Origin of the sequence: Pseudoalteromonas sp. McH1-7 (assembly GCF_013366255.1) — a bacterium.
GTDB lineage: Bacteria > Pseudomonadota > Gammaproteobacteria > Enterobacterales > Alteromonadaceae > Pseudoalteromonas > Pseudoalteromonas peptidolytica.
The window spans coordinates 26,103-47,218 of the sequence record NZ_JABWPQ010000023.1; the positions used below are offsets into that span (position 1 = coordinate 26,103).

19 protein-coding genes are annotated in these 21,116 nt (G+C 44.2%); 11 read left to right on the forward strand and 8 right to left on the reverse strand.

Translation table 11 applies throughout. The features are described 5' to 3' along the window. Nucleotides 1-11 precede the first annotated feature (11 nt). From HUZ36_RS16085 to HUZ36_RS16095, 3 genes are read left to right on the forward strand one after another with little or no spacing between them, the layout of a single operon-like run. Entirely contained in the window at nt 12-2,024 is a 2,013-nt protein-coding gene (locus tag HUZ36_RS16085; RefSeq protein WP_125250757.1) for a type VI secretion system Vgr family protein, read from the forward strand. A gap of 8 nt (nt 2,025-2,032) precedes the next feature. Then, nucleotides 2,033-2,536 carry a DUF6931 family protein gene (locus HUZ36_RS16090; protein WP_125250756.1) on the forward strand — a complete coding sequence of 168 codons (504 nt, stop codon included), beginning with the start codon at nt 2,033-2,035 and terminating at the stop codon, nt 2,534-2,536. Nucleotides 2,537-2,551: 15 nt separating this feature from the next. Then, nucleotides 2,552-4,852 (forward strand): hypothetical protein, encoded by a 2,301-nt coding sequence (locus HUZ36_RS16095; RefSeq protein ID WP_176033394.1) that lies wholly within the window; start codon nt 2,552-2,554, stop codon nt 4,850-4,852. 60 nt (nt 4,853-4,912) lie between these two features. Here HUZ36_RS16095 and HUZ36_RS16100 read toward each other — a convergent pair whose 3' ends face one another. From HUZ36_RS16100 to HUZ36_RS16110, 3 genes are all read right to left on the reverse strand, one after another. Continuing rightward, the gene (locus HUZ36_RS16100; protein WP_125250755.1) at nt 4,913-5,206 is read right to left on the reverse strand and encodes a PAAR domain-containing protein; all 294 of its coding nucleotides are present in this window, start codon (nt 5,204-5,206) and stop codon (nt 4,913-4,915) included. A 135-nt stretch (nt 5,207-5,341) separates the two neighbouring features. Continuing rightward, a complete protein-coding gene (locus HUZ36_RS16105; RefSeq protein WP_147388963.1) occupies nt 5,342-5,641 on the reverse strand; it encodes a putative quinol monooxygenase in 300 nt (99 codons plus the stop codon). After that, nucleotides 5,622-5,852: a DUF2798 domain-containing protein gene (locus tag HUZ36_RS16110; RefSeq protein ID WP_147388964.1), complete on the reverse strand. Its 231-nt coding sequence runs from the start codon at nt 5,850-5,852 to the stop codon at nt 5,622-5,624. The genes HUZ36_RS16105 and HUZ36_RS16110 overlap by 20 nt, the downstream gene beginning before the upstream one ends. An 89-nt stretch (nt 5,853-5,941) precedes the next feature. On the opposite strand from HUZ36_RS16110, the gene HUZ36_RS16115 reads away from it, so the two are divergent. Next, nucleotides 5,942-6,802 carry a LysR family transcriptional regulator gene (locus HUZ36_RS16115; RefSeq protein WP_176033395.1) on the forward strand — a complete coding sequence of 287 codons (861 nt, stop codon included), beginning with the start codon at nt 5,942-5,944 and terminating at the stop codon, nt 6,800-6,802. Nucleotides 6,803-6,822: 20 nt separating this feature from the next. On the opposite strand, the gene HUZ36_RS16120 is transcribed toward HUZ36_RS16115, so the two are convergent. Continuing rightward, nucleotides 6,823-7,524 (reverse strand): NUDIX hydrolase, encoded by a 702-nt coding sequence (locus HUZ36_RS16120; RefSeq protein WP_176033396.1) that lies wholly within the window; start codon nt 7,522-7,524, stop codon nt 6,823-6,825. 306 nt (nt 7,525-7,830) lie between these two features. Here HUZ36_RS16120 and HUZ36_RS16125 point away from each other — a divergent pair, with 306 nt between their 5' ends. From HUZ36_RS16125 to HUZ36_RS16140, 4 genes are all read left to right on the forward strand, one after another. Continuing rightward, nucleotides 7,831-8,706: a response regulator transcription factor gene (locus tag HUZ36_RS16125; RefSeq protein WP_252094997.1), complete on the forward strand. Its 876-nt coding sequence runs from the start codon at nt 7,831-7,833 to the stop codon at nt 8,704-8,706. Next, nucleotides 8,703-10,088, forward strand: coding sequence for a sensor histidine kinase (locus HUZ36_RS16130; protein ID WP_176033397.1), 1,386 nt, complete (start codon nt 8,703-8,705; stop codon nt 10,086-10,088). The genes HUZ36_RS16125 and HUZ36_RS16130 overlap by 4 nt, the downstream gene beginning before the upstream one ends. A gap of 271 nt (nt 10,089-10,359) precedes the next feature. Next, entirely contained in the window at nt 10,360-11,235 is an 876-nt protein-coding gene (locus HUZ36_RS16135) for a pepsin/retropepsin-like aspartic protease family protein (protein ID WP_176033398.1), read from the forward strand. A gap of 202 nt (nt 11,236-11,437) precedes the next feature. After that, on the forward strand, nt 11,438-11,977 hold the full coding sequence (locus HUZ36_RS16140) for a carboxymuconolactone decarboxylase family protein (protein WP_125250747.1): 540 nt from the start codon (nt 11,438-11,440) through the stop codon (nt 11,975-11,977). 38 nt (nt 11,978-12,015) lie between these two features. Here the strand turns inward: HUZ36_RS16140 and HUZ36_RS16145 are convergent, their stop codons facing one another. The 3 genes from HUZ36_RS16145 to HUZ36_RS16155 all read right to left on the reverse strand — a co-directional run bounded on the left by HUZ36_RS16145 (nt 12,016) and on the right by HUZ36_RS16155 (nt 14,752). Continuing rightward, the gene (locus HUZ36_RS16145; RefSeq protein ID WP_176033399.1) at nt 12,016-12,438 is read right to left on the reverse strand and encodes a hypothetical protein; all 423 of its coding nucleotides are present in this window, start codon (nt 12,436-12,438) and stop codon (nt 12,016-12,018) included. A gap of 11 nt (nt 12,439-12,449) precedes the next feature. After that, a complete protein-coding gene (locus tag HUZ36_RS16150; protein ID WP_128731443.1) occupies nt 12,450-14,246 on the reverse strand; it encodes a S8 family serine peptidase in 1,797 nt (598 codons plus the stop codon). A gap of 101 nt (nt 14,247-14,347) precedes the next feature. Further along, nucleotides 14,348-14,752 (reverse strand): YbaN family protein, encoded by a 405-nt coding sequence (locus tag HUZ36_RS16155; RefSeq protein WP_128731442.1) that lies wholly within the window; start codon nt 14,750-14,752, stop codon nt 14,348-14,350. Nucleotides 14,753-15,008: 256 nt separating this feature from the next. Between HUZ36_RS16155 and HUZ36_RS16160 the strand changes: the two genes are divergently transcribed. Further along, the gene (locus HUZ36_RS16160; protein WP_176033400.1) at nt 15,009-16,247 is read left to right on the forward strand and encodes a Zn-dependent hydrolase; all 1,239 of its coding nucleotides are present in this window, start codon (nt 15,009-15,011) and stop codon (nt 16,245-16,247) included. A 71-nt stretch (nt 16,248-16,318) separates the two neighbouring features. Here HUZ36_RS16160 and HUZ36_RS16165 read toward each other — a convergent pair whose 3' ends face one another. Beyond that, nucleotides 16,319-17,614 carry a porin gene (locus tag HUZ36_RS16165; protein ID WP_147388971.1) on the reverse strand — a complete coding sequence of 432 codons (1,296 nt, stop codon included), beginning with the start codon at nt 17,612-17,614 and terminating at the stop codon, nt 16,319-16,321. A 312-nt stretch (nt 17,615-17,926) separates the two neighbouring features. Between HUZ36_RS16165 and HUZ36_RS16170 the strand changes: the two genes are divergently transcribed. Both HUZ36_RS16170 and HUZ36_RS16175 read left to right on the forward strand, forming a co-directional pair. Then, on the forward strand, nt 17,927-19,885 hold the full coding sequence (locus HUZ36_RS16170) for a methyl-accepting chemotaxis protein (RefSeq protein ID WP_125250741.1): 1,959 nt from the start codon (nt 17,927-17,929) through the stop codon (nt 19,883-19,885). Between the two features lie 276 nt (nt 19,886-20,161). After that, on the forward strand, nt 20,162-21,013 hold the full coding sequence (locus tag HUZ36_RS16175) for a D-hexose-6-phosphate mutarotase (RefSeq protein WP_125250740.1): 852 nt from the start codon (nt 20,162-20,164) through the stop codon (nt 21,011-21,013). Nucleotides 21,014-21,116: the final 103 nt, after the last annotated feature.

Here is a 21,116-nt window from a genome sequence, read left to right on the forward strand (position 1 = left end):
AAGGTATCAATATGGAAACTTATATTGCAGGTGAGGTGAGCTATTTGGTTGCAAAAACAGCCAGCGGCAAAACGTATCGCCTGAACTACTGCAACATTAGTGATGAGGTAGATAAGGGCGTATCTGCTGAAGTGGAACTTGTTACTGATGGTGATGATGGCACCAGTTTGCTAGGAGAAACTTTAACAGTAAACTGGTATCAGGACGTCGCGGGTCGACCTAATAATTTATTAGAGTATCAGGCGTATGTGGCGGAAATAACTGAACTTGAAAGCGGAGCTGATAGTGTGCGACGGTTTCAACTGGTGCTCAAATCTTGGCTCTGGTTACTGCGTTTTAATCGCACATATCGAATTTATCAAGGGCAATCTGTAAAAGATATTCTGTCGGATATTTTTGATAATGCGGGTTTTAAGGGGATGTACAAGTTTGGCACTATGCCTAGCGCCAAATTGGAATACTGTACCCAGTATGATGAAACCGATTTAGCGTTTGTTACTCGATTGATGGCACAGTCAGGTGTTATTTTCTATTTTGCGCAATCAAGTGGTAAACACACTTTGCAGGTACAAAGTGCGAGTTCACCACTAGACACAAACAGTCAAGCTAAGTTTGACCATGCGCAAGTTAAAACCGCGAAAAACCTCTTGCTACAACGCTTTGAACCGATGCAAAAGCTGGTTAAAAAGTCACTGTCCCTGTCTGGCTATAACTATACAAAAACAAAAGTCGAGTCGGCCAAAAGTCAAGTTTCAAGCTCCAGTGTGACTACCGCTACGAGCAACGGCTTTGAATATGTTGGGTTACAAAGCGATAGCAATGACTTTAGCGATGTCAGTACACTCGCGACGCAGCTAAACCAGGCTGAACAAGCACAAGGTGGCGATATCGAAATGGAGACAGATGCGAATGTGGTCGTAGTAGGGAACAAGCTATCAGTGGTGACGCACCTTCAAAGTCAATTAGAAGGCGATTATAACGTTTTAGCAGTCAATCACCATATTGATGTGCGTCAGTCAAATCAAGCGACTAGTTATCGCTGTGTGGTGCGCTGTCGTGATGAAGCGCAACCATTGACCCCCCGACATCCAGCTAAGCCATTGGCTCGTGGGATCACCTCTGCGGTGGTAGTCACGGAAAGTGGCGCTGCAGATAGTAAAGGTGAAATCAGTCAAGATACTGATGGGCGGATCAAAGTACATTTTTATTGGGATACGGCAGATGATAAGTCCACCAGTTGCTATTTGCGTGTAATGCAGCAAACTGCTGGTAGTAAGGCCGCAATGCAGTTTATCCCACGGATAGGGGATGAGGTTATCGTTGACTTTATCAATGGCGATATTGATAAGCCGATAGTGATTGGCAGTGTTTTTAATAGCAACACTAAACCACTTTACCCACAAAAAGATGCGACACAGTCGAGCATTAAAACGGGTTTAGCCGACGATACCGCCCATGAAATTTGCTTTGATGACAAAAAAGGTGAGGAGTTACTGTCGATTACGTCAGGTAAAGACTTTACCGTCACAGTGGCAAATAATGCCACACATTTAGTCAATGCCGATGATAGCCTAACGGTTAAGAAAAATCAGACGACTTCAGTGGAAGAGTCACAAACGGTTTCTGTGACGAAAAATTATTGCTTGAAAGCGGATAAAATTACACTGGAAGGAGACAGTGAGATTGCGCTAAAAGTGGGGAGCAATCAAATTACAATATCTAGCTCTGGAATTAAAATAGAAGGCGCGGCTATTGACCTGAAATCGTCTCAAGATACATCGATCTCGGCGATGAATTTTACGAGTGCTAGCAAAGCTTCCACCAAAATTAGTGCTACCGCCAATTTGGACTTAAAAGCCACGGCTCAAGCTAATCTAGAGGGGACAGCTGGGGTCAATGTTAAGTCTACAGCCATTGCAAAGCTAGAAGGGACGGCCGGTGCACAAGTCACTTCAACGGCAATGGCAAAGCTCAGTGGTACGGCAATGGCTGAGATCAGTGGTGCGTTGGTAAAAATAAACTGAGTAGATTAATGACGAGAATTAATGAGCAAGTGCTTGGGCAACTCAAGCAAGCGTCTATCGCGACGATTATCGGGCGCTATAAGGCTTCTGAAGAAGCCAGCCATTTATTACAGCCAACATTGACGCCACAGCAGGGGGTCGCTGTACTGCTAAAAGCTGATCTAGAGCGGGATGCGATTCAACTTATTGCACATGGTCTAGCGGTGATGAATGCTATCCGCTGGGGGCTTGAAATAGTGAAATCCTATGGCGCAAACACAGATGATGAGCATAAGGTATTAAGCTGTGTAGAGAGCTGGTTGCAGTCCCCGAGCGAAACCTTACGTATTCGTGCACAACAACTCGCTGAACGGGTAGGGCTAGACAACGCATTTGGTTGGCTAGCTTACTCAGTCTTTTGGTCAGGAACCGGGTCAATCGTTGCACCTGAGTTACCTGTGGTACTACCACCTGAAAATATGGTTGGCCATGCTATCAATGCTGCAATATTATTATCTATGATAGATCAATAATCCCTTGGAGCTTTCATGCCGTTTGCCACGACTCATATTTTGAATACATGGCGCAATGACACCAGTATTAGACTGACACCTAGAGGCAAATTATTACGAAAAGTGGATAGCAAAGTTGCAGCGTATCGAGCGTCTGCAACTGCTGCCAACTTTAGAGAACTAAAAAGTGCCTATTTCTTATGGCAGGTAAGCAAAGAAGAAAAATATTTGAAGCAAGACGGTTGGCGTTCAAGCCAGCGAAACTCGGCTGATAATAACTTTCCTGTTGAGCGCTTGCATCACTTTCTATTTCCAGAAAAACAAGATCAAGAGATTGATGACTTCTCTTTGTTGCTGGCCAAAGAGGCCAAGCGAGATTGTGTGAGGATTTTATACGGCAGCCGTGCAAAGTTTCTGTATAAAGATGACTTGGAAGACATGGTGAAGCAGGCCAAGAAAGACATCACACAGTCAAAGCGTGAAAAACAAGAGAAAGATCGCCAAGTACAGTCAAATTACAATGAAGAGCAGCGGCGTGAATCATCAGAAATTCATAAAATTGCCAATGCGATTGTGAGTCAAATCAAAAGTGGCAATGTCATGGCTACCGCCGTTAAACAGGGCTACCACTGGGTAAAAGAAATCGCGCAAACCGTTATCGATTTTTTGAAAGGCATAGCGCAAGACTTTATGTTCTTTGTCAAAGAATGCTGGGTGAGTATCCGCGAACTGTTGATAAGCTTGGTTGCTGAAATTTGTATTGCTTTAGTGCCTGGTATCAACGCTATCGTTTCTGCCGCCAAATCTGTAAAAGAGTACACAGATGCGGTGAAAATGGCAGCTAAAGCTTGCTCTCAGCGTTTTAAAGATAGCAAAACGATGATGCTGGCCAATAAAACCTATCAGCTGAGAACAGCCTTGACGACATTTGCGAATAACCAATTCTTGCTGGCGATGGCTGAGGCAGGTAAACAGTTGGTGAAGGCAATTGATAACAGCTTTTCGGTCATTTCTGGGATCACACTCCCTGGTAATGTCACGAAAATACTGACTCTGACCGCTTTTTATGTACAAAAGATCGCAGTATTAGCGAAAGAGTACTACTACACTCGAAAGATTAACCGACATTTACTGCAAATCAATAAACATCATCCGTATCTTGATGACAATTTGCTAAAAGATCCGCTCATTGCTGCTTACCTTATTGTCAATGCAACCGACTCCACTTTATTTGCAACAGTGCGAGACAATACGGATATGGCAGTGTGGCTTGACTACTGCAATGAGCATTTATCTGAATTTGAGTCGCTAAAGGAGCGAGCGCAAGAATATATCGAGTCTCGTAAAATTCGGTTGAAGGATCTGAAAACCAAGAGCGATGAAGTGGGTCCTGCGCCTTTTCTGCAACAAGTACAAAATTTTGATAAATCCTTACTGAGTAAAGTGGAGTTATCTAAGCCTAGCTCTTTACTTGATGATATCAGAAGCTTTGATAAATCTACTTTAAAATCAACGTCAACGCAGGAAAAGCACGGTCATGGGTTGTTGGATGATATTGAGCTGTTTAATCAGAGCAACTTAAACTCGGTGAAAACAATAGAAAAGCGCGGTTTGGGACTACTAGATGAGGTGACCCGATTTAACCCCTCACAATTAATGCCAAGTGATACCCAAGTAAAGCGCGGGGTTGGTGTGCTCGACCAGCTGGAATTATTCAACAAAAAGTCATTGAGTAAAGCGAATACGACGGTAAAACAGGGTGTGAGTGTATTGGATCAAGTTGAGCTTTTTAATAAAAAAGTACTGAAACAACAAAGCACCAATCAGTTTGACCAGCTATCGCAACTAAAACGATTAGAAATGGAGTTGCAGGCCTTAGACTATAAGCTGCTTGGGCAAACGTTATTAGGTAAATCGTCGCTGTCGCATGATTTGAATACACTGGAGCAGACGCCAGTTAATGTCGCGCAGTGGAAAAAGCTAACATGGGTGAAATTTGGTCGCCGTCACGAAATTACTAAAGCTATCGACAATGGTATTGGTAAGTACTACCAGTTTTTCCGCCAGCGCAAACAGGCATTAATTAGGCCACGTAACTGTAAGCAGATCCCCGCTTGCTTAGCCATCATTGCTCACCGTATCGAGATCTTGCAGCGTGATGTATTGTACCCTGCACAAAAGTGGTTATCTCAGCTGGACTCGACACATCGAACCAGTCCTCGTCGTCCTGCGATGACAAGGCTTAATGCGGCTTGTCAATCGGAGCGTAACGCACTACAGGCTTTGGCTATGTCTTTGGAAAAGCTGCATAGGCGATATGCCTTACTGTCTGATTAACGTGGTGCTTGGACAGCGAGTGAGCGTAGATCTGGGCTTCAAGCTCACCGCTAATTGTGTTTAGCCTATTAACACCGTTGGCATGCCAAGGACGATGTTACCGCCATGGCTGGTGGTGTCCCCCATTCTTGCTGCTGGTCTGCCACTGATAAGCACACTGGTACTGCCTTTTACGATGGTATCTGGTGGACCAACACAAACAGCGATATCACCAACAACAGAAGCAGGCATTCCCCCAATTAACACGTTTGGCACCGAAGGGCCTGATATTGGCCCGCCTACATGTGGCACGGTGCCAGTCACCAAAGAGCAGACGTGCATATCTGAAATCCGTGCAGCTGGTAATCCTGGCATGGCATTTTCCTTTTATTGTTGTACTTCACCTTAGTATATCGTCTTTGTAAAAATACCCAAGGTTTAACAAGTCACTAAACCAATCGCACAACACCTAGTAAAATGGCATTGTGCTATATCGAGCTAAAGTGTTGGTTACAGCGGTTTGATGGCGATTATATCCACCGCTTTTGCCAACCATCCTTGATACAGTGTAAATACCTGTTTGGTGTAAGCTTGCTGGTGATGAAAATCAAACGCGGCTTGATCAATGAAGCGCTCAACTAAGGTAAGCTGGGTGCGGTTTTCATTTTCATAAAGTTCAAAGCGTAAACAACCTGCTTCTGCATGAGTGGCAGGCAAGATCTCTTGGATTGCGTTAATACAATCTTGATAGTGCTCGGGCTTAGGTGTGATATGGGCGATAAAGTTAACGTTATTGTGGCTGATGGTCATGGTATTTCTCCATAATGCGTTTAGTAACGGCGGTAACGGGGGCTGATAATAAATAAGCTGCGACAAACGAGGCTGGCCAAGCGTTGGCAAAAGCATGTGCCCATCGCATGGTAAAGTCTGCCACTAATCCTAAGTTGATGTACGTAACCCACCCAGACACCATAAGTGACAGGCATAGTGACAGTAGCAATGTAAAAACGAGTTTTTGCATGTTTTCTCCTTTGGCTGTTGGTATGATTGTAGGGAATAGCCAGTCGATCAGAATGGCAGAAGTGGAAAGCTAAGATTGCAAGGGTAATTATGCTAGATGACTTACGACTGTTTATTGAGATAAGCCGCTGGGGAAGTTTTGCCAAGGCGGCAGAAGAGCTTGGGATTGGCGCCCCGACGCTGTCTAAACGGATGTTAGCGCTAGAAGACAAGCTTGGTTATCCGTTATTACTGCGCAGTGCCAGAGGGCTTAGACTAACAAATCACGGTCAAGCTGTAGTCGATGAGATGGCTGATCCGTTGCTTGCGCTGCATGCAAAAAGTGAAACGCTTTCGACACTAGAAGCTAAGACGTTCCACCTGCTATGCCCGCAAAACCTAATAATTGATCCATTATACGATGCACTGCAATCGTTTCAGTCGCAACATCCTGATATTCAATTACATGTTGAACCTGCCAACAGTGTGGCCTTGTTAAGCCAAAAACGCTTTGATTTAGCGATCCGTGTTGGCGAGCTGGAGGATTCTAGCGTCTATCAAAAGCGCTTGGGGCAAATTACAGTGCGGGTAGTGGTCGCTGAAGAAATTGCTACTACGCAAACTTTGTTCTTACCGTTTAAAGCTTCACAAATTCCAGCAACCGATGAGTGGCTCACACTAATTGCACAGTTCAATCACGTATCTTATGTGGGTGATATCACTCTGGTGAGAAAATTGGTTGGTTCAGAGAACGGTGCGGGTGTATTGCCAATGACGGAAATAGCCGCGCTGCGCGCGCACTCTAAAACAGCATTTAAATATATCGGTGACTGTCAATTTACTCGTAACATTTATGCGCTTTGGCCAAACCAGCGGATCCCACCGGCTCACACCAAGGATTTTATCGAACAGTTGCAAGCACAATGTCAGGCACTAGATTATTTGCAAGGAGCAGTATTGTCGTTGTCGTAAAAACTACCACGATCTGTGCTTTATCCAAAGCTCAAACTCCGTTCAAAATACACAGTTTCTGTGTCTGACTTTAGCCGGTATAACTGTGCCAGTCGCCCACCAGACTTCACTTTTTCATCGAGTGCTTCAAGCATGCCGGAAGCTTCAACACGCCTTATTAAGCTTTTACGTTGAATAGGCTTGGCGATGATGGCCTCAATGGCAGCTTTAAGTTGTCCGATGGTAAATTGATCCGCTAAGCAATAAACGGGGATCATTGAATATAATGCTTTTTGTTGTAGCTGAGATCTTGCCGTTGCGATGATCTGCTTATGATCAAAAGCTATTGCGAGATCTTGGATCGCACTCAGATCCATCCATTTTACTTCCTCTACTGCACTTGGTTTTACGGCGATACATTGCGGTGAAATCAAAGCGTAATAAACCAGCGATACGCTAAAGCCTCGTGGATCACGGTTGATCCCAGAGAAGGCTTGTAGCTGCTCAAAAAATTGCGGAGTGGCAGCGGTGAGCGCTTTGATGTTGCGCAGCGCACTCATATCCGTGTTGTCATCCAGTTCAATATCAACACACCCGCCAGGTAACTCCCAGCGACCTTTAAATGGGGCGCTAGTACGTTTTACCAACAGTACTTTTAGGCTGTCCTGCAACATTGTAAATAGCACGTTGTTTACTGAAAAAAGTGGGGTGTGAAACTCGGTTAAATCGTGTTCAGAAGTCATCGGTTATCTAGATACTGTCTTTTGGACACAATAAACGATTGTCCAGATTAAAGCAAAAATAAGGGTTTTTTATGTTAATAAATATAAGTTTTTGTCTATGTGACACTAATATTTAAATCGATCAAAATTTGTATTGTTGTATATTTGTGTCTTAGTGACACTATTAACTACAAGTTGCAAAGGTTGCAGTTTTGCATTGATAAGTAATGTAAAAGTCCTTTTATTATAGATAGTTACCATCAATCAAGAGGGTGAATGGTTGATTGTTTTTTGTTATGCGGTGTTTGCAGCTTGGTATAATTTGCTATGGTCACTACGTTTAATAAGCTGTGCGGTTGTGGCATAGTGCAGCTATTGACATTATCAGCTGACGGATCGCTTACTTGCGTGGGCGCGATTGACTCTCATCACAATAATGATGAAAGGTATTGCGGCTATCAAAAGGCTTCGAATACTTCAGCACGACTCGTTAAGTTAATTTCAACAATGCCTAACCAATATACTGTTTTATATGTCGAGGATGACCCAAGCAGTGCCGAGATTTTAAGTTTATATCTGGCACAAGCGGATATGCAGGTTGTCCATTTCGATAACGCCCCAGATGCCCATCGAGCCTTACAAAACCTCACATTTGAGCTTGCGATTTTGGATGTTATGCTCCCAGGAGGTGATGGCCGTGAGCTACTTAAAGAATCCGTTATGCGCAACATTCCTACCATTATGGTGACCGCAAAAGTGTCTGAAACCGACCGCCTTGAGGGGTTTGAACTTGGCGCGGATGATTATGTGTGTAAGCCTTACAGTCCGCGTGAAGTTATCTCCCGAGCAAAAGCGCTATGTAAGCGCAGCTATCGTGGACAGCAAAGTGCCGCTTTGCTGTTTGATGGCTTAAGCATTAACTTAGAGAGCAAATCCGTCACTGTGGCAAAGCAGACTCCTGCGTTGACGGCGGTAGAGTTTGAGTTACTACTCACCATGGCCAAACAACCTCACCAAGTATTTAGCCGTGCACAATTAATAGAGCAAGTGTGGGGGAGCGATGCACCGATCACAGACCGTGCCGTTGACACGCATTTAGCAAACCTTCGTAAGAAACTGGGCGATAGCAAAGCTGAGCCTAAGTTTATTGCTACGCGTTATGGTCAGGGTTATCAATTTATCGCGAATAAGGTATTGCCATGAAATTAAAAACTAAATTTACCTTACTTGTGGCACTATGTACCTTTGCATTGCTTGGGAGCTTTTATCAGTTATCTAAACACTCGGCGGAGCGCACCTTTTTAGCGTTCAATAAGCAAAGTGCGGTGACATTTGGGCATACATTGCTTGATGATGACTTAGTGGAAGCCGCATTGGCTGACAAAGCTTTTGTAAACCCAGAAGCGACGCTGACGTTTTTATCAGCGACTTTTCCCGAGCAACTGTTTATTTGGCGAGACACCAAGTTAACCACGAGTGCAAAAACCCTTGACCCAACGCTCTCAATTGAGTATGAGCAGGTCAAATCCGGTCATCAATTTTCAATTCATCATCCCGGTGTTGCAGCCTTTGTGGTGCAATTTAATGAAGTGCAACACGAACTGGCGCAAAATGAAGAATTATTTTGGCTTCCCAAGGTACTGCTAGACAGGTCGTTTGAAAAGGAAGCGCTACAGCAAGCGATGCTGGACGATTTTATGCTTACTTTGGTCATCTTATCGATTATTGCTGCATTACTTGCGTGGCTGGGGTCGTGGTACTTCTTGTCGCCGCTTAAACAGCTTAAACGTAGCTTTAAGGCGATAGAGTCGGGCGAGTTAGATACCCGCTTGGCGCTTAAGCGCCATGATGAAGTGGGTGAAATCATTAGCAGCTTCAATAATCTTGCTGCGTGGTTACAGGGGTTACATCAGCAATATAAACAAATGAACTCAGACTTATCTCATGAGCTCAGAACCCCACTTAACGGCATTCGCTCACGCTTGGAGGCAATGGAAGACGGCATCTTGCCGATGGACAAAGCTCAGCTGGCAGTGATCGCCCAAGACCTTCACAACGTCAATCGTATCATCGACGACTTGTGCTTATTATCGTTAACCGAATCAAAACAACTGACGTTGTCACCTACACAGGTGAATGTTTCTGAGTTGCTAAGTGCGCTTTTGGTGCGTTATCAAGCGCAGGCACAGGAGCAAGGTGTGGCGTTGACAGCGGATATTCAAGCGGGCGTAACCGTGACGCTCGATGCAGGAAGAGTTAGGCAGATAGTGGTGAATCTACTCGATAATGCGTTTAAATACGGCGCTGATGGCGGCATTGTAATGCTACATCTACATTATCAAGACAATGAACTGGTTATCACGGTAACTGATCGCGGTCAGGGTATGTCTCCTACTCAATTAACACAAATATTTGAACGCTTTTACCGAGTTCAGGCGTCACGCCATGACACATCTAGTTTGGGGCTCGGCTTACCCATTTGTCGTCAACTTGCTGAGTTGATGGGGGCGACCCTGACTGCCAATAGCACTGAAAATCAAGGAGCGAGCTTTACGCTGAGGTTTTCTCGACTAATACCAATTTGACTTAATACTTGCTCAATTTGAAGGAGTAAATCTGACGCTAACAGTGTTAAAAATTTCTTATTTAGAACAACTAAATAGCAAAATTTTTGCCTTGCCTACACGGATGTAGGTACCTTGGCGATAGCAGGACGCGGTAGCGGAGTTATCGACAAGATTTTCTCGCCTCAAAATAGACCACTTAATTAAGCAAATTAGTATAACTTGATAATTGCTTGACAATTGCTCGGCATAGTTAGCTCAACAAAAACATCAACAGTGTGAGAGCAAGATTATGAGAGCAATTATTTTATCAGTATTAGCATGTACTACCGTTGGCTGTGGCATCACCGCGTCTACCAAACCTGAGTCACTAACCTTACCGATGAAGTATACCGAGAAAGGTCATGCCTATGTAATGACAGCGCTTAATCATCAGATCACGCATCCCATGATTTTAGACACTGCTGCGAACTTGGGGGTTTTACCCTCTCATTTAAAAGCCGCACTTGCTTTGCCAGAAGACAAAATAAGCACAATGAATGTGCAAGGGGCTAATGGTAATTCAAAGCTGGAATTGACAAAGATAGAGCACACGAGTGTCGGGCATTTTGCAATTGAGTCGCTGCCTTATGTATTTAAAGATATGGATAACTTAGAGGTGGAAGGCGTCTTACCTGGCATTTTGGGGCATGGATATATGTCGCAGTATTGTAATGTGTTTGATTTTAAAAATAATGCGTTTAGCTTGTATCAAGAGGCTTGTCCAAGTAGTGTGACACACGGTCTAGAAAGTGCACGCTTTACAATAGACGACGACTTTATCAAACTCACAGCAAGTTTTAATGGTGAACGGGTGGATGCGTTACTAGATACCGGCGCGCCAACTAATTACATCAACTCACACTTGGCAAATAAGCTACCTTTGACGCTTGGTAAAGAAGATATCGGCCGAGGTCTAAATAATATAGAAAACAAAAAGGTCGCCATAGAGTCACTGCGCTTTAGCGTAGGTGGCAAGGAAATCATCAATACTGAAAGTCACTTGTCAGATATGCCGGTATTTGAGGTGCTTGGATATAAAGATGAGCCATTTATCCTACTTGGCTTAAGTAACTTTAAGGATGACAAGCTAGTTATCGACTATGCTGAGAACAAAATTTATTTTTGATCCCAATGCTGCTGGCTTGACCCGACCAGCCAGTAGCGAATTATATTTCATACTAATTTAGAAAGTTATTGTGTTTACTATAGCGAATAGTTATTTGAACGATCATTCAAGTAAGGTTAGTCTAGTACTCAATGAGTAGTTAACCTGAGGTTAGTTAGATCTCGGGTTATACCAATATAAAATGCACCAAAAGGAGCAAGTTATGACTGACTTTACAATCCATACTGTGGACTCAGCACCGCAAAAAGGTAAACCATTACTCGAGAAGTCCCAGCAAGCGTTTGGCCGTATTCCAAACCTTCATGGCGTGATGGCTGAGTCGCCTGAGCATCTACATGGTTATCAAGTGTTACACGAAGCGTTTTTAAACAGCTCGTTCAATAATGATGAAAAAACCGTGGTATGGCAAGCGATTAACGTAGAGCATGAATGTCATTATTGTGTGCCTGCTCACTCCGCTATCGCAAAATCAATGAAAGTGAGTGATGAGTTGGTCAAAGCATTGCGTGAGCAAGCACCATTGGGCGATGAAAAATTAGAAGTATTGCGTGCCACAACACTCGAAATGCTGCGTGAGCGCGGTAAGTTAAGTGATGCACAAACTAAAGCGTTTTTTGCCGTGGGTTACACCAAGCAAAACCTGTTGGAAATCATTTTAGCGCTAAGTCAAAAAGTGATGAGTAACTATGTGAATCATATTGCACACACGCCACTAGATGACGCTTTTAAGGCGTTTGCATAGTGTGCAGAGGAGGCGTAGCGCCTCCACTTCATAACCCTTTACTCGCTTTCTAATCCTTCGAGTTGTAGACCAATTTGTGTGCTCAATACTCCTGGCTGAGCGCGTAATTGAGCGTTTAATACTTGAAGATCTATCTGTGAGTCAGCATGCCTATAAATAGCACGATTGTCCCTGACATAACTTAAAACCAGCGTATTATCTCGCGCAAAAGTTGTGGCATCGATCACTGAAAGGTGCTCCACGATAATTTCCCCCGTGACCGTGTACAATTCGCCGGTTGACGGCGACTGTAGCTGCAAGCCTTTTGTTAAGGTAACACTATTCGCTTCTACAGCAATAAACTCTTGATTATTAATAGTAACAGCAGCGCCTTGAGAGGCTTCTACCAGCTCGATCAATGCGTCGTTGTTTGCAAAAGCGTGGCCACTCAGTAATAAGGTAGTTAAAACGATTGCTTTCATGAAGGTTCTCCTTAGTTATGACCAATAAAACGAATTTGCCATGAGGTGAGTACACCATCTTGTGCATTATTTCTGTGAACTGCTCGAATATCTTGTGCGCCATTACGAGGGTCAAATACGAACGCCTCATCTTCACCTTGTGTATCAATGAGCCGGATTGTCCATTGGCCTTGAGCGGCTTCACCATAGAAGTGATGTGACAACATCTGCATGTCATCAAAACCATTACGACCTGTGATCGTTCCAGTTCTTGGGGTCATCAATATACTGCGAGTGCCTGCTGGAGAAATAAGTTCAATTGCCACGTCTCGTGTGCTGGTATGCTCTCCTGTTACTCGGATCTGGACAGCTTCAACGGTGACATCGTTATCAATTTGTACCGAGCTTTCACCACCTGCAACTGAACCATCAGGTATGGTTACGTTGGCATCAACTTGCTGCCACGGTGTGATAGTAAAATTGCCGCGATCTGCATTATAGAATCTTGCCATGTGAACTGCCGCGTCAACATCTACGGCACCGAAACCATAAAAGGTATGGAAGTCATAACCTGCCGCGTTAGTTTGCCATGTAGGGATAGCGTCGTACTGTTGTGCTTCGCCCTGTGCATTGTTAAAAGTCAGGGTGACACCTGGGTGCTCCGCATCAATTTTGCGTGCGGTAGAAGCTAATATGTGCCTGACATCGCGCCAAGTCAAAGCGGGGTTTGCTGACATAATTAATGCGATTGCACCTGTTGTATTTGGTGCTGCTGAAGACGTTCCATTCATTGTGGCATTATAGTCACAGTGTGGGTCGAGTGGGTGCCCACCATGCAAGCTGTTACGTAAATTGGCTGGGTTTTTACCCCAATCGCAACCGCTGATATCGGTTGAGATGATCGCTGGTGTTGTGGAGCCATACTCACCACCCGGCGCGCTCACAAATACACTTGAACCGACCGTAGAGTATGAAGAAAGTTTGCCATCTGCGTTATATGCTGAGACCACTAAGTTCCAGTAACTGGTATCAATTCGCTCAAGGTTTACATTTTGCATGGGTAAGCCGTGGTTACGATTTGCAAACCATAAGTAACCTGAGCCAAGACCACGGGCGTTAAAGCTTTGTACCCGATACCCATTGCCCGCTGACTTCACGAAAATAGCACCGCGTCCGCTGTGACTGGTGGTGGTGATCTCTTCTTGTGCCTGTTCATAGGTTTGTAGCCATGGTGTTGAGTCATAATTAAAGCGCTGCGGTGCAGATAAGGTGCGACCATAGCTTTGGTTAAACACGCGAGGAAAATCAAATGAAGCCTTGTTAAAACCATCAGAATACATGCCGTGAGACTGTAGCCAGTTCTCCATATTGCCATTTTTTAGGTAGTTAAAACCAACAAGTCCAGCTCTTGGAGCAACCCCACGACCACCAATACCATTAAATGCAGTTGCTGCAATAATCCCTGCAACACCGGTGCCGTGACTGTCACTGCTGTTGGCTGGTTTTAAGTCTGGTGAGTTGGTTAGAAAGTCCCACGATCCTGGTTTTACATTATTAATTAAATCGGGGTGTGTGAGCTCAACACCACCGTCAATTACAGCGGTGGTGACGCCGCTTCCCATAATGCCAAGCGCATGAGTTAAACTTAAGTTCAGGTCTTCTCCTGCCACGCCACCTCGTTCAGAAAAAGCATTTTGTCCGGTGTTTTTTAGATGCCATTGCTGGTGTACGAGAGGATCACCGGGAAATAAAGGGTATTCCTGTTGGGCGCTGGCAGAGCTTGCCATTATGCCTAACACTGTTGCTAGATAGGTTATTTTTATTTTCATAGTATCTCAACTTGTTGTTGTTTCTTTTACAAGAACAAGAGATATACCTTAAATGGGTAGTAATGTAAACTTTGGGTTTACTTTGTTTTATTTGTGTGTTTTTAATCTCTAATGTTAACGGGTGTTGTGCTTGGGCGTGAAAATATATAACAAAGCACTGTGGCCTCGATGCTTGCGACAACCCAGATCACCCACATAGGTGCAGCGCTTAGACTTAGTATGACAAGGCCAATCGCCATTCCTACTGTTGCACCAATTTTACCTTTGGGTGGAATAACTTGATATTGTTGCCATGCCACTAGGCTGGGGCCAAATTTTGGGTGAGTCAGTAGCCAATGCGCTAATTTTGGAGAGGAGCGCGTAAAGCAGCCCAGCGCGAGAATGAAAAAAATAGTCGTAGGCATCACAGGTAACGCCATACCAATAAAGCCAAGGCCAACAAACAGGATCCCTGCTGCGTGAAACCAGAAACAGCGGTTGAATAGGGAGGTGTTATGTTTTGGCATTGAAATTCTCACTTTTCAAGCGACAGAGACAGTCACTTCACACACTTAAAAGCATACCACAGAGCCGGAAATTCGCGAATTTTCAACTAAGCTAAAGCTAAGCTTAAGGCAGAGCCCAAGCCTGAATCAATGTGAGCACCTAGTTGGTATAGGTAGTAACTTGTGAGCGTAGCAGGCACACATTGTCGGCTAAGGGTTATAGTTACGAAGTAAATAACAGCACACGGAAGGTGTCATCGAAAATGAGGAATGAGTTATGAAAGTGAATTTGGAACGTCTCAAGTCAATGCTATTCGCGCTCGCAGAGTTTGGCTACAACCATGAAGACAAGGGGATCTATCGACAAGGGTTTAGTGACGAAGATTTTGCAGCTAGAAAATGGCTGATGTCCTGTGCACAACAAGAGGGATTTATAAGCCGAATGGATGGTGCAGGCAACGTGATCATTGAAATGACTTCTCCTGAAATAGCAACAAAACCCGCAGTGATCATAGGTTCGCACTTAGATAGTGTGCCAGCTGGTGGTATGTTTGACGGCACGCTGGGTGTTGTTGCAGGCTTTGAATGCCTGCGAGTGCTTAAAGAGCAAGAGGTAGCATTGACTCATCCAGTATGGGTAATAGGTACTAGTGAGGAAGAGGGACGTTTTAGTGGCATGATTGGCGCACAGGCGTTAACTGGAAAGTTAACCACACAGCAATTACTCAGTAGCCATGATGCCGATGGATATATGCTCAGTGACGCTATGCGTGCTCAAGGGTTAGAACCGATGGCGGCGCTGGGTGCAAAATTACCGCCAGAGCAAATTGACTGCTTTTTAGAACTTCATATAGAACAAGGTCCTGTACTTGACCAAAGCGGAATACAAATCGGCGTGGTAGAGGGAATTGCTGGCGTATTTAAATGGATGGTTAAGTTAATAGGTAAAGCGAGCCACGCTGGTACTGTGCCAATGGAAATGCGCAGTGATGCCTTTATGGGGCTGGCAGACTTTGCTTATCAGCTTGATAGAATTATTGCCGAAGATGGTACTGATACTACAAGGATCACGGTTGGCAAAGCGGAAATCAAGCCTGGCTTTGCGCATACTGTTGCGGGCGAGGTTAATTTTACTATTGTGGCGCGCGATATGGATGAAACGATAATGGAAGCCTTGGAGTTGGCCTGTCATAAGGTATTAAGCGCGATTGCTCGTAAGCATCAATTGGTGTTTGAGCATGAGCGGATGAGTTGGGTACCACCAGTAAAATGTTCACCTGATATGATCCAGTTTATTCGCCTACAGGCAGACGCTTTGTCACTTAATTATCAAATCATGCCAAGTGGCGCTGGACATGATTGTCAGGTTTTTTGTGATATATGTCCAACGGGGCTTATTTTTATTCCGTCTCTTAACGGTGTTAGCCATTCACAAGACGAATGGAGTCACTGGCATGATGTTGAAGCGGGTAGTAATTTGCTGCTCCATTGCGTGCACCAAAAGGCGATGCGCTAATAGCTACATCGCCCTGAATACCACGCTTTTTGCAGGTTTATGCGTGAATTTTATTGGCGTCCCATGAACGGCTAAAAATAGTAGCCAAAGTTAATATTGAAGCGACGCTCGGTTTCATCGCTATCGCCAGCAATTGAGCCACCAATAAACGGCTGGTTTTTTGCGTGAACTAAGTCAACATAGGTAAAAAATGCACCAGCGGCAAGTGATACGCCCGTTACATTCATCCATGTATCTTCAGTGTTATCGGATTTATCATAAATAATACCGAAGTCATTATAAAATTGCAGATCGGTAATAGGACCAAACTCAACTGGCATACTGTAAGCTAAGTTAACATTTGACATGGTTGCTTCTGCTGCAATTGAGTCATAGAAAGCATAAGCGCCCACAGCCATGCGATTCACGTCATCAATATCGTAGTTGTACTCGCCATGCTGTAACTGCAAGTTCCAAGGGCCTATATTGCTATTTAGGTGCAGCGCCCATGCGTGGTAATCGCCGGCACGGTCATTACCGTCGTGTAAACCACCGGCTAATCCTGAGAGGCCAATTTCTGTGACACCACCGCTGTGCTCAAGGTGGTAGGCGTAGCGGCCAACAAACGTATTGTATTCACCGATTGGTTGAGTGGGATCATCATAGACACCATCTCCCGCCTTACGAAAACCGACGACGTCATAAGAATAGCGGTCACTGCGGTCATCAACGTAACCATCTACGCCACCTAACTCGTCATTTTTAAAAAAGCCGAGGTCGAGCTGCCAGTTATCTGCAACTTTTCGTTTAAAGACCACCCCCATATCATGATCATCTTCGAGGCCAATATAATAGGTGGTGTTAAAAAACCAGTTATGAGAGTTGTAAGGTGAATTGCCAAAAGGCACTTTGGTCATACCAACCTGTGCTTGCCAATTCTCGGCGAAATCGTAGTCTAAATAGGCATACTTTACAGCAGTCATGTAGTCAAAAAAGCGGATTTCTGCATTTAAGCCAAACCCACCTACGTTACCTGAAAAGTTAAGCCTGAAAATATCGAAATCAAAATCACCGCCGCGATTTTTATTGTCATCATCGTATGAGGTATGACTGAAATTAGTTCGTACGGCGCCGCCAACTTTGATACTTGGCTTTGGCTCTGCTGCGGCAACGGTGGTTGTGGTGTTATCTTGCGCTTCAGCTTTTTCAGCTTTTGCAAGTTCTTCCTGCTTAGCTCGAGCTTGTTCCTTCTCCTCTAATTGCGTGAGTTTCTTTTGAAGTTCAGCCAATTGGCGTTTTAATAGGTCAATTTCTGAATTATTGGCAAGCACTGGATTAGTGCTTAGTGCTAGACCTAATCCCAGTGAGATGGTTGAAAGTTTTAACATAGTTGTCCCGTTGTTAAGTGGTTGAGCGCAAAAACTTCTTACGGATAATAGACTATAAAAACCAATTTTGCAGAAGATGGCATATATGGTCTAGTAATTAAAAAGCTGAGTTGAAAAGTGCGTTATCACACCTGACCCAGACATTTTATCAAGTTGTTACAATAACATGCCGAAGGCTTTACCCCAAAGTCACCGAGATAAGCGGTCATAACGAACAATAATCGCTGCTCAAGTAGTCATATTTTTGTGTCATTCTTGCTCAATAAGGTATCTATCACTATATTTTTATAATCGATGAAATGGTGTTGATTCATGAATATATCGCAAAAGTTAAGACTATCGTTTGCAGTGGCAATCGCCCTGCCGTTACTGATTATCGCGGGGCTCATTATTAGTCAAACAAGGCAGCAGGGTATTGAGACTTTTTCAGAGCTAAGCGATAGAGAAGCGATCCAAGTCGATAATGGCATTCAGATGTTTTTTGATGAAATTGCAAAAAATGTTGATTATCTAGCTTCCCACCCTGATGTGTTAAGTGCCCGTCAAGGCGTACAAACGTATATGGACAAAACCAGTGCAAGCCGTCTCAACTCAATGGCTGGTAGTGAGAGTGAACGCGCAGCATATACCCTGTTTGAGCACTTTGGCAAAACCCACCCTGGCATTGCCTATATCTATATGGGTAATCAGCAAGGCGGGTATATTCAATGGCCGTTGGGACAAGTAAATGCCAATTACGATCCACGTCAGCGCCCATGGTTTAAAACAGGACAGGGCGGTAATGGCGATACTATCCGCACAAGTGCGTACTATTGGGCGCCAGATGATATGGTGATAGTGTCGACGGTGAAGGCCGTGAAAGCTAACGGCCAAAATGTTGCAGTGCAAGGCATGGATGTATCTTTGCAGGGATTAACCAAGATTATTCGTAATATTAAGCTCGGAGAAACGGGATACTTAATGCTGGTGGAGGATACCGGTAATGTCCTAGTTGATGCGAAGTTTTCGGAACACCGGTTTAAGAAATTAAATGACATCGCAAATGGCCGTTATCGCGAATTGGCGCAAAATAATGACGGTCTATTTGAGTTGGAAATAGACGAAAAAGACTATTTTGCTAACATTTATACGTCGCCTAAGCTTGGCTGGAAATTTATTGGGTTAGTTGAAAAAAGTGAAGTAATGGCAGCATCAAATGCAATGACGCTGACCATTCTAATCTTGAGCGCCGTGCTGATTGCCATTTTTGTGGTGCTGGCCAATTACATTTCCAAGTTGATTTCAGCGCCTATTGTAGAGGTGAGTGATGGACTGACTGAAATATCGCAAGGGGGAGGTGATTTAACCCAACGTCTAGATATAAAAACCAAAGACGAAACAGGTAAACTCGCAACTAGTTTTAATCAATTCCTAAATTTAATCGCTGAATTAGTGGCACAAATAAATGAATGTGCGCAGCAAGTAAATGAAACATCAAAACAAACCGCGTCACAGTCTGATCAGCTCACTGGGGCGACGAGTCAACAGCAACAAGCGCTGGAAATGGCTGCCACAGCCATCAACCAAATGGCGGCTACGGCCAATGAAGTGGCGGCCAGTTGTGCAAATGCCGCAGAGCTGGCTGGTCAAACGCAACAAGCCTCTGAGCTTGGGCAAAGTGTGATTACAGAATCGGTAGAGAGTGTAGCCACTCTATCTGAGGTTATTAACAAGGCGACCTCAGATATTATGCAGCTGGATACTGAAAGCGAAAATATTATGTCTATTTTAAGCGTGATACGAGGCATTGCTGAGCAAACTAACCTATTGGCGTTGAATGCTGCAATAGAAGCAGCGCGCGCAGGTGAGCACGGTAGGGGATTTGCTGTGGTTGCAGATGAAGTAAGAGCCTTGTCGCAACGTACTTCAGAGTCAACAGAAGAAATTGCATCACAGCTTGATAAGCTGCGAAAAATGACTGAGTTGGTATCTGGGGAAATGAAGCGCAGCCTCACACGCACAGAAAAAACAGTGGAGCTGACTAACTCTGCACAGCAACAGTTTTCCGAGATCACTCAAGCAATTGTGAATATCAGTGATTTAAATACGCAAATTGCTACCGCAGCCGAAGAGCAACAGCATGTTGCAGAAGATATTAATCGCAACGTGGTAGAGATTAAAAATGCCGCAGATAGTGTGAGTGATATAGCGGTGAACACAAATGAAAACGGAGTGAGGCTGCATTCTTTATCTAGCGCATTGACCGATTTAGTTGGCAAATTTAAGGTGTGATTCGCCATAGATTGAAACAGCATGAGTATGCTCACTCTTATCCAAACCTTAATGTGTATCGCTGAAAGTGGGGATGGGTGAGCTGAATGGTTCTAATCGCCCATAGTAACCCGCTTTTACTATATTTTAAGGCTTTTCCCTGCGCTCAAAAAGTACCTGATAACGCAATATTTAATTATCAAGTAATTGAATAAGTTTCAAAATGATTGATAACAGTTTACTCGCAGTATTTAAGTGGTAAGGTAAGCATATCATCGAGTTGACGTAGGAATTACCATGGAACTATCACCTTCTGTTTCGATTGAGCGCACAGAGTCAGGTCTGGAATATATCTGGGTTGACAGTGCACTGTGTCAGGCAAAGATTTTTTTACAAGGCGCACAGCTGACGGAGTTTACACCAGCTGGAAAAGGCAACTTAATCTGGGTTTCTGAGGCTGAAGATTATCTCGAAGGAAAACCAATTCGTGGTGGTATTCCTATTTGTTGGCCTTGGTTTGGCGTGCATAGTCAGGCTGAGTGGCCTATCCATGGCGTCGCGCGTAAATTGGTCTGGCGTGCTGATAGTGTGATAGAAAACGACAACGAAATTATCGTAAAACTCACTTTGCCAATGACCTTGGTCGAAGCGCAATATTGGCCCCATCAATCAACATTAGCAGTTGAATTTGTGCTTTCAGATAAACTGGCTGTGCGACTGACCAATACGAATACAGGTGATGTGCCTTTCACTCTGACACAAGCTTTACACACCTATTTTCCGACACCAGAGATTGGCAGCACCACGGTGGATGGGTTACAAGGTGCTAAGTATATTGAATTTGGTGAAGGCCCATATGAGCAAAATGAGATAGTGAGTTTTGCGCGCGAAACAGACATGGTTTATACCCAAGCGGGCGCAGTACAAACGATTAATACCCCAGCTGGAATTATTGAAGTAAAACGTGAGCAATCTAGCTCTTGTGTATTGTGGAACCCCTGGATTGAGAAGTCACAACGCCTAAGTAATTTTAATGACGAGGAGTACCACAACATGCTGTGCTTGGAAGCTGCGAATGTTATGGACGATGCTGTACAGTTGGCACCTGGAGAAAGTCATACACTAGGCACGGTGCTGCGCTGGTTATAACGCGTGTTTGTGTGTGCTTTGCTTCTAAATCAAACACTAACGACATTAAATGTTGTTATTTAGTACAAACTAAATAGCATAAGGATGTATAGGTCGTAGTGAT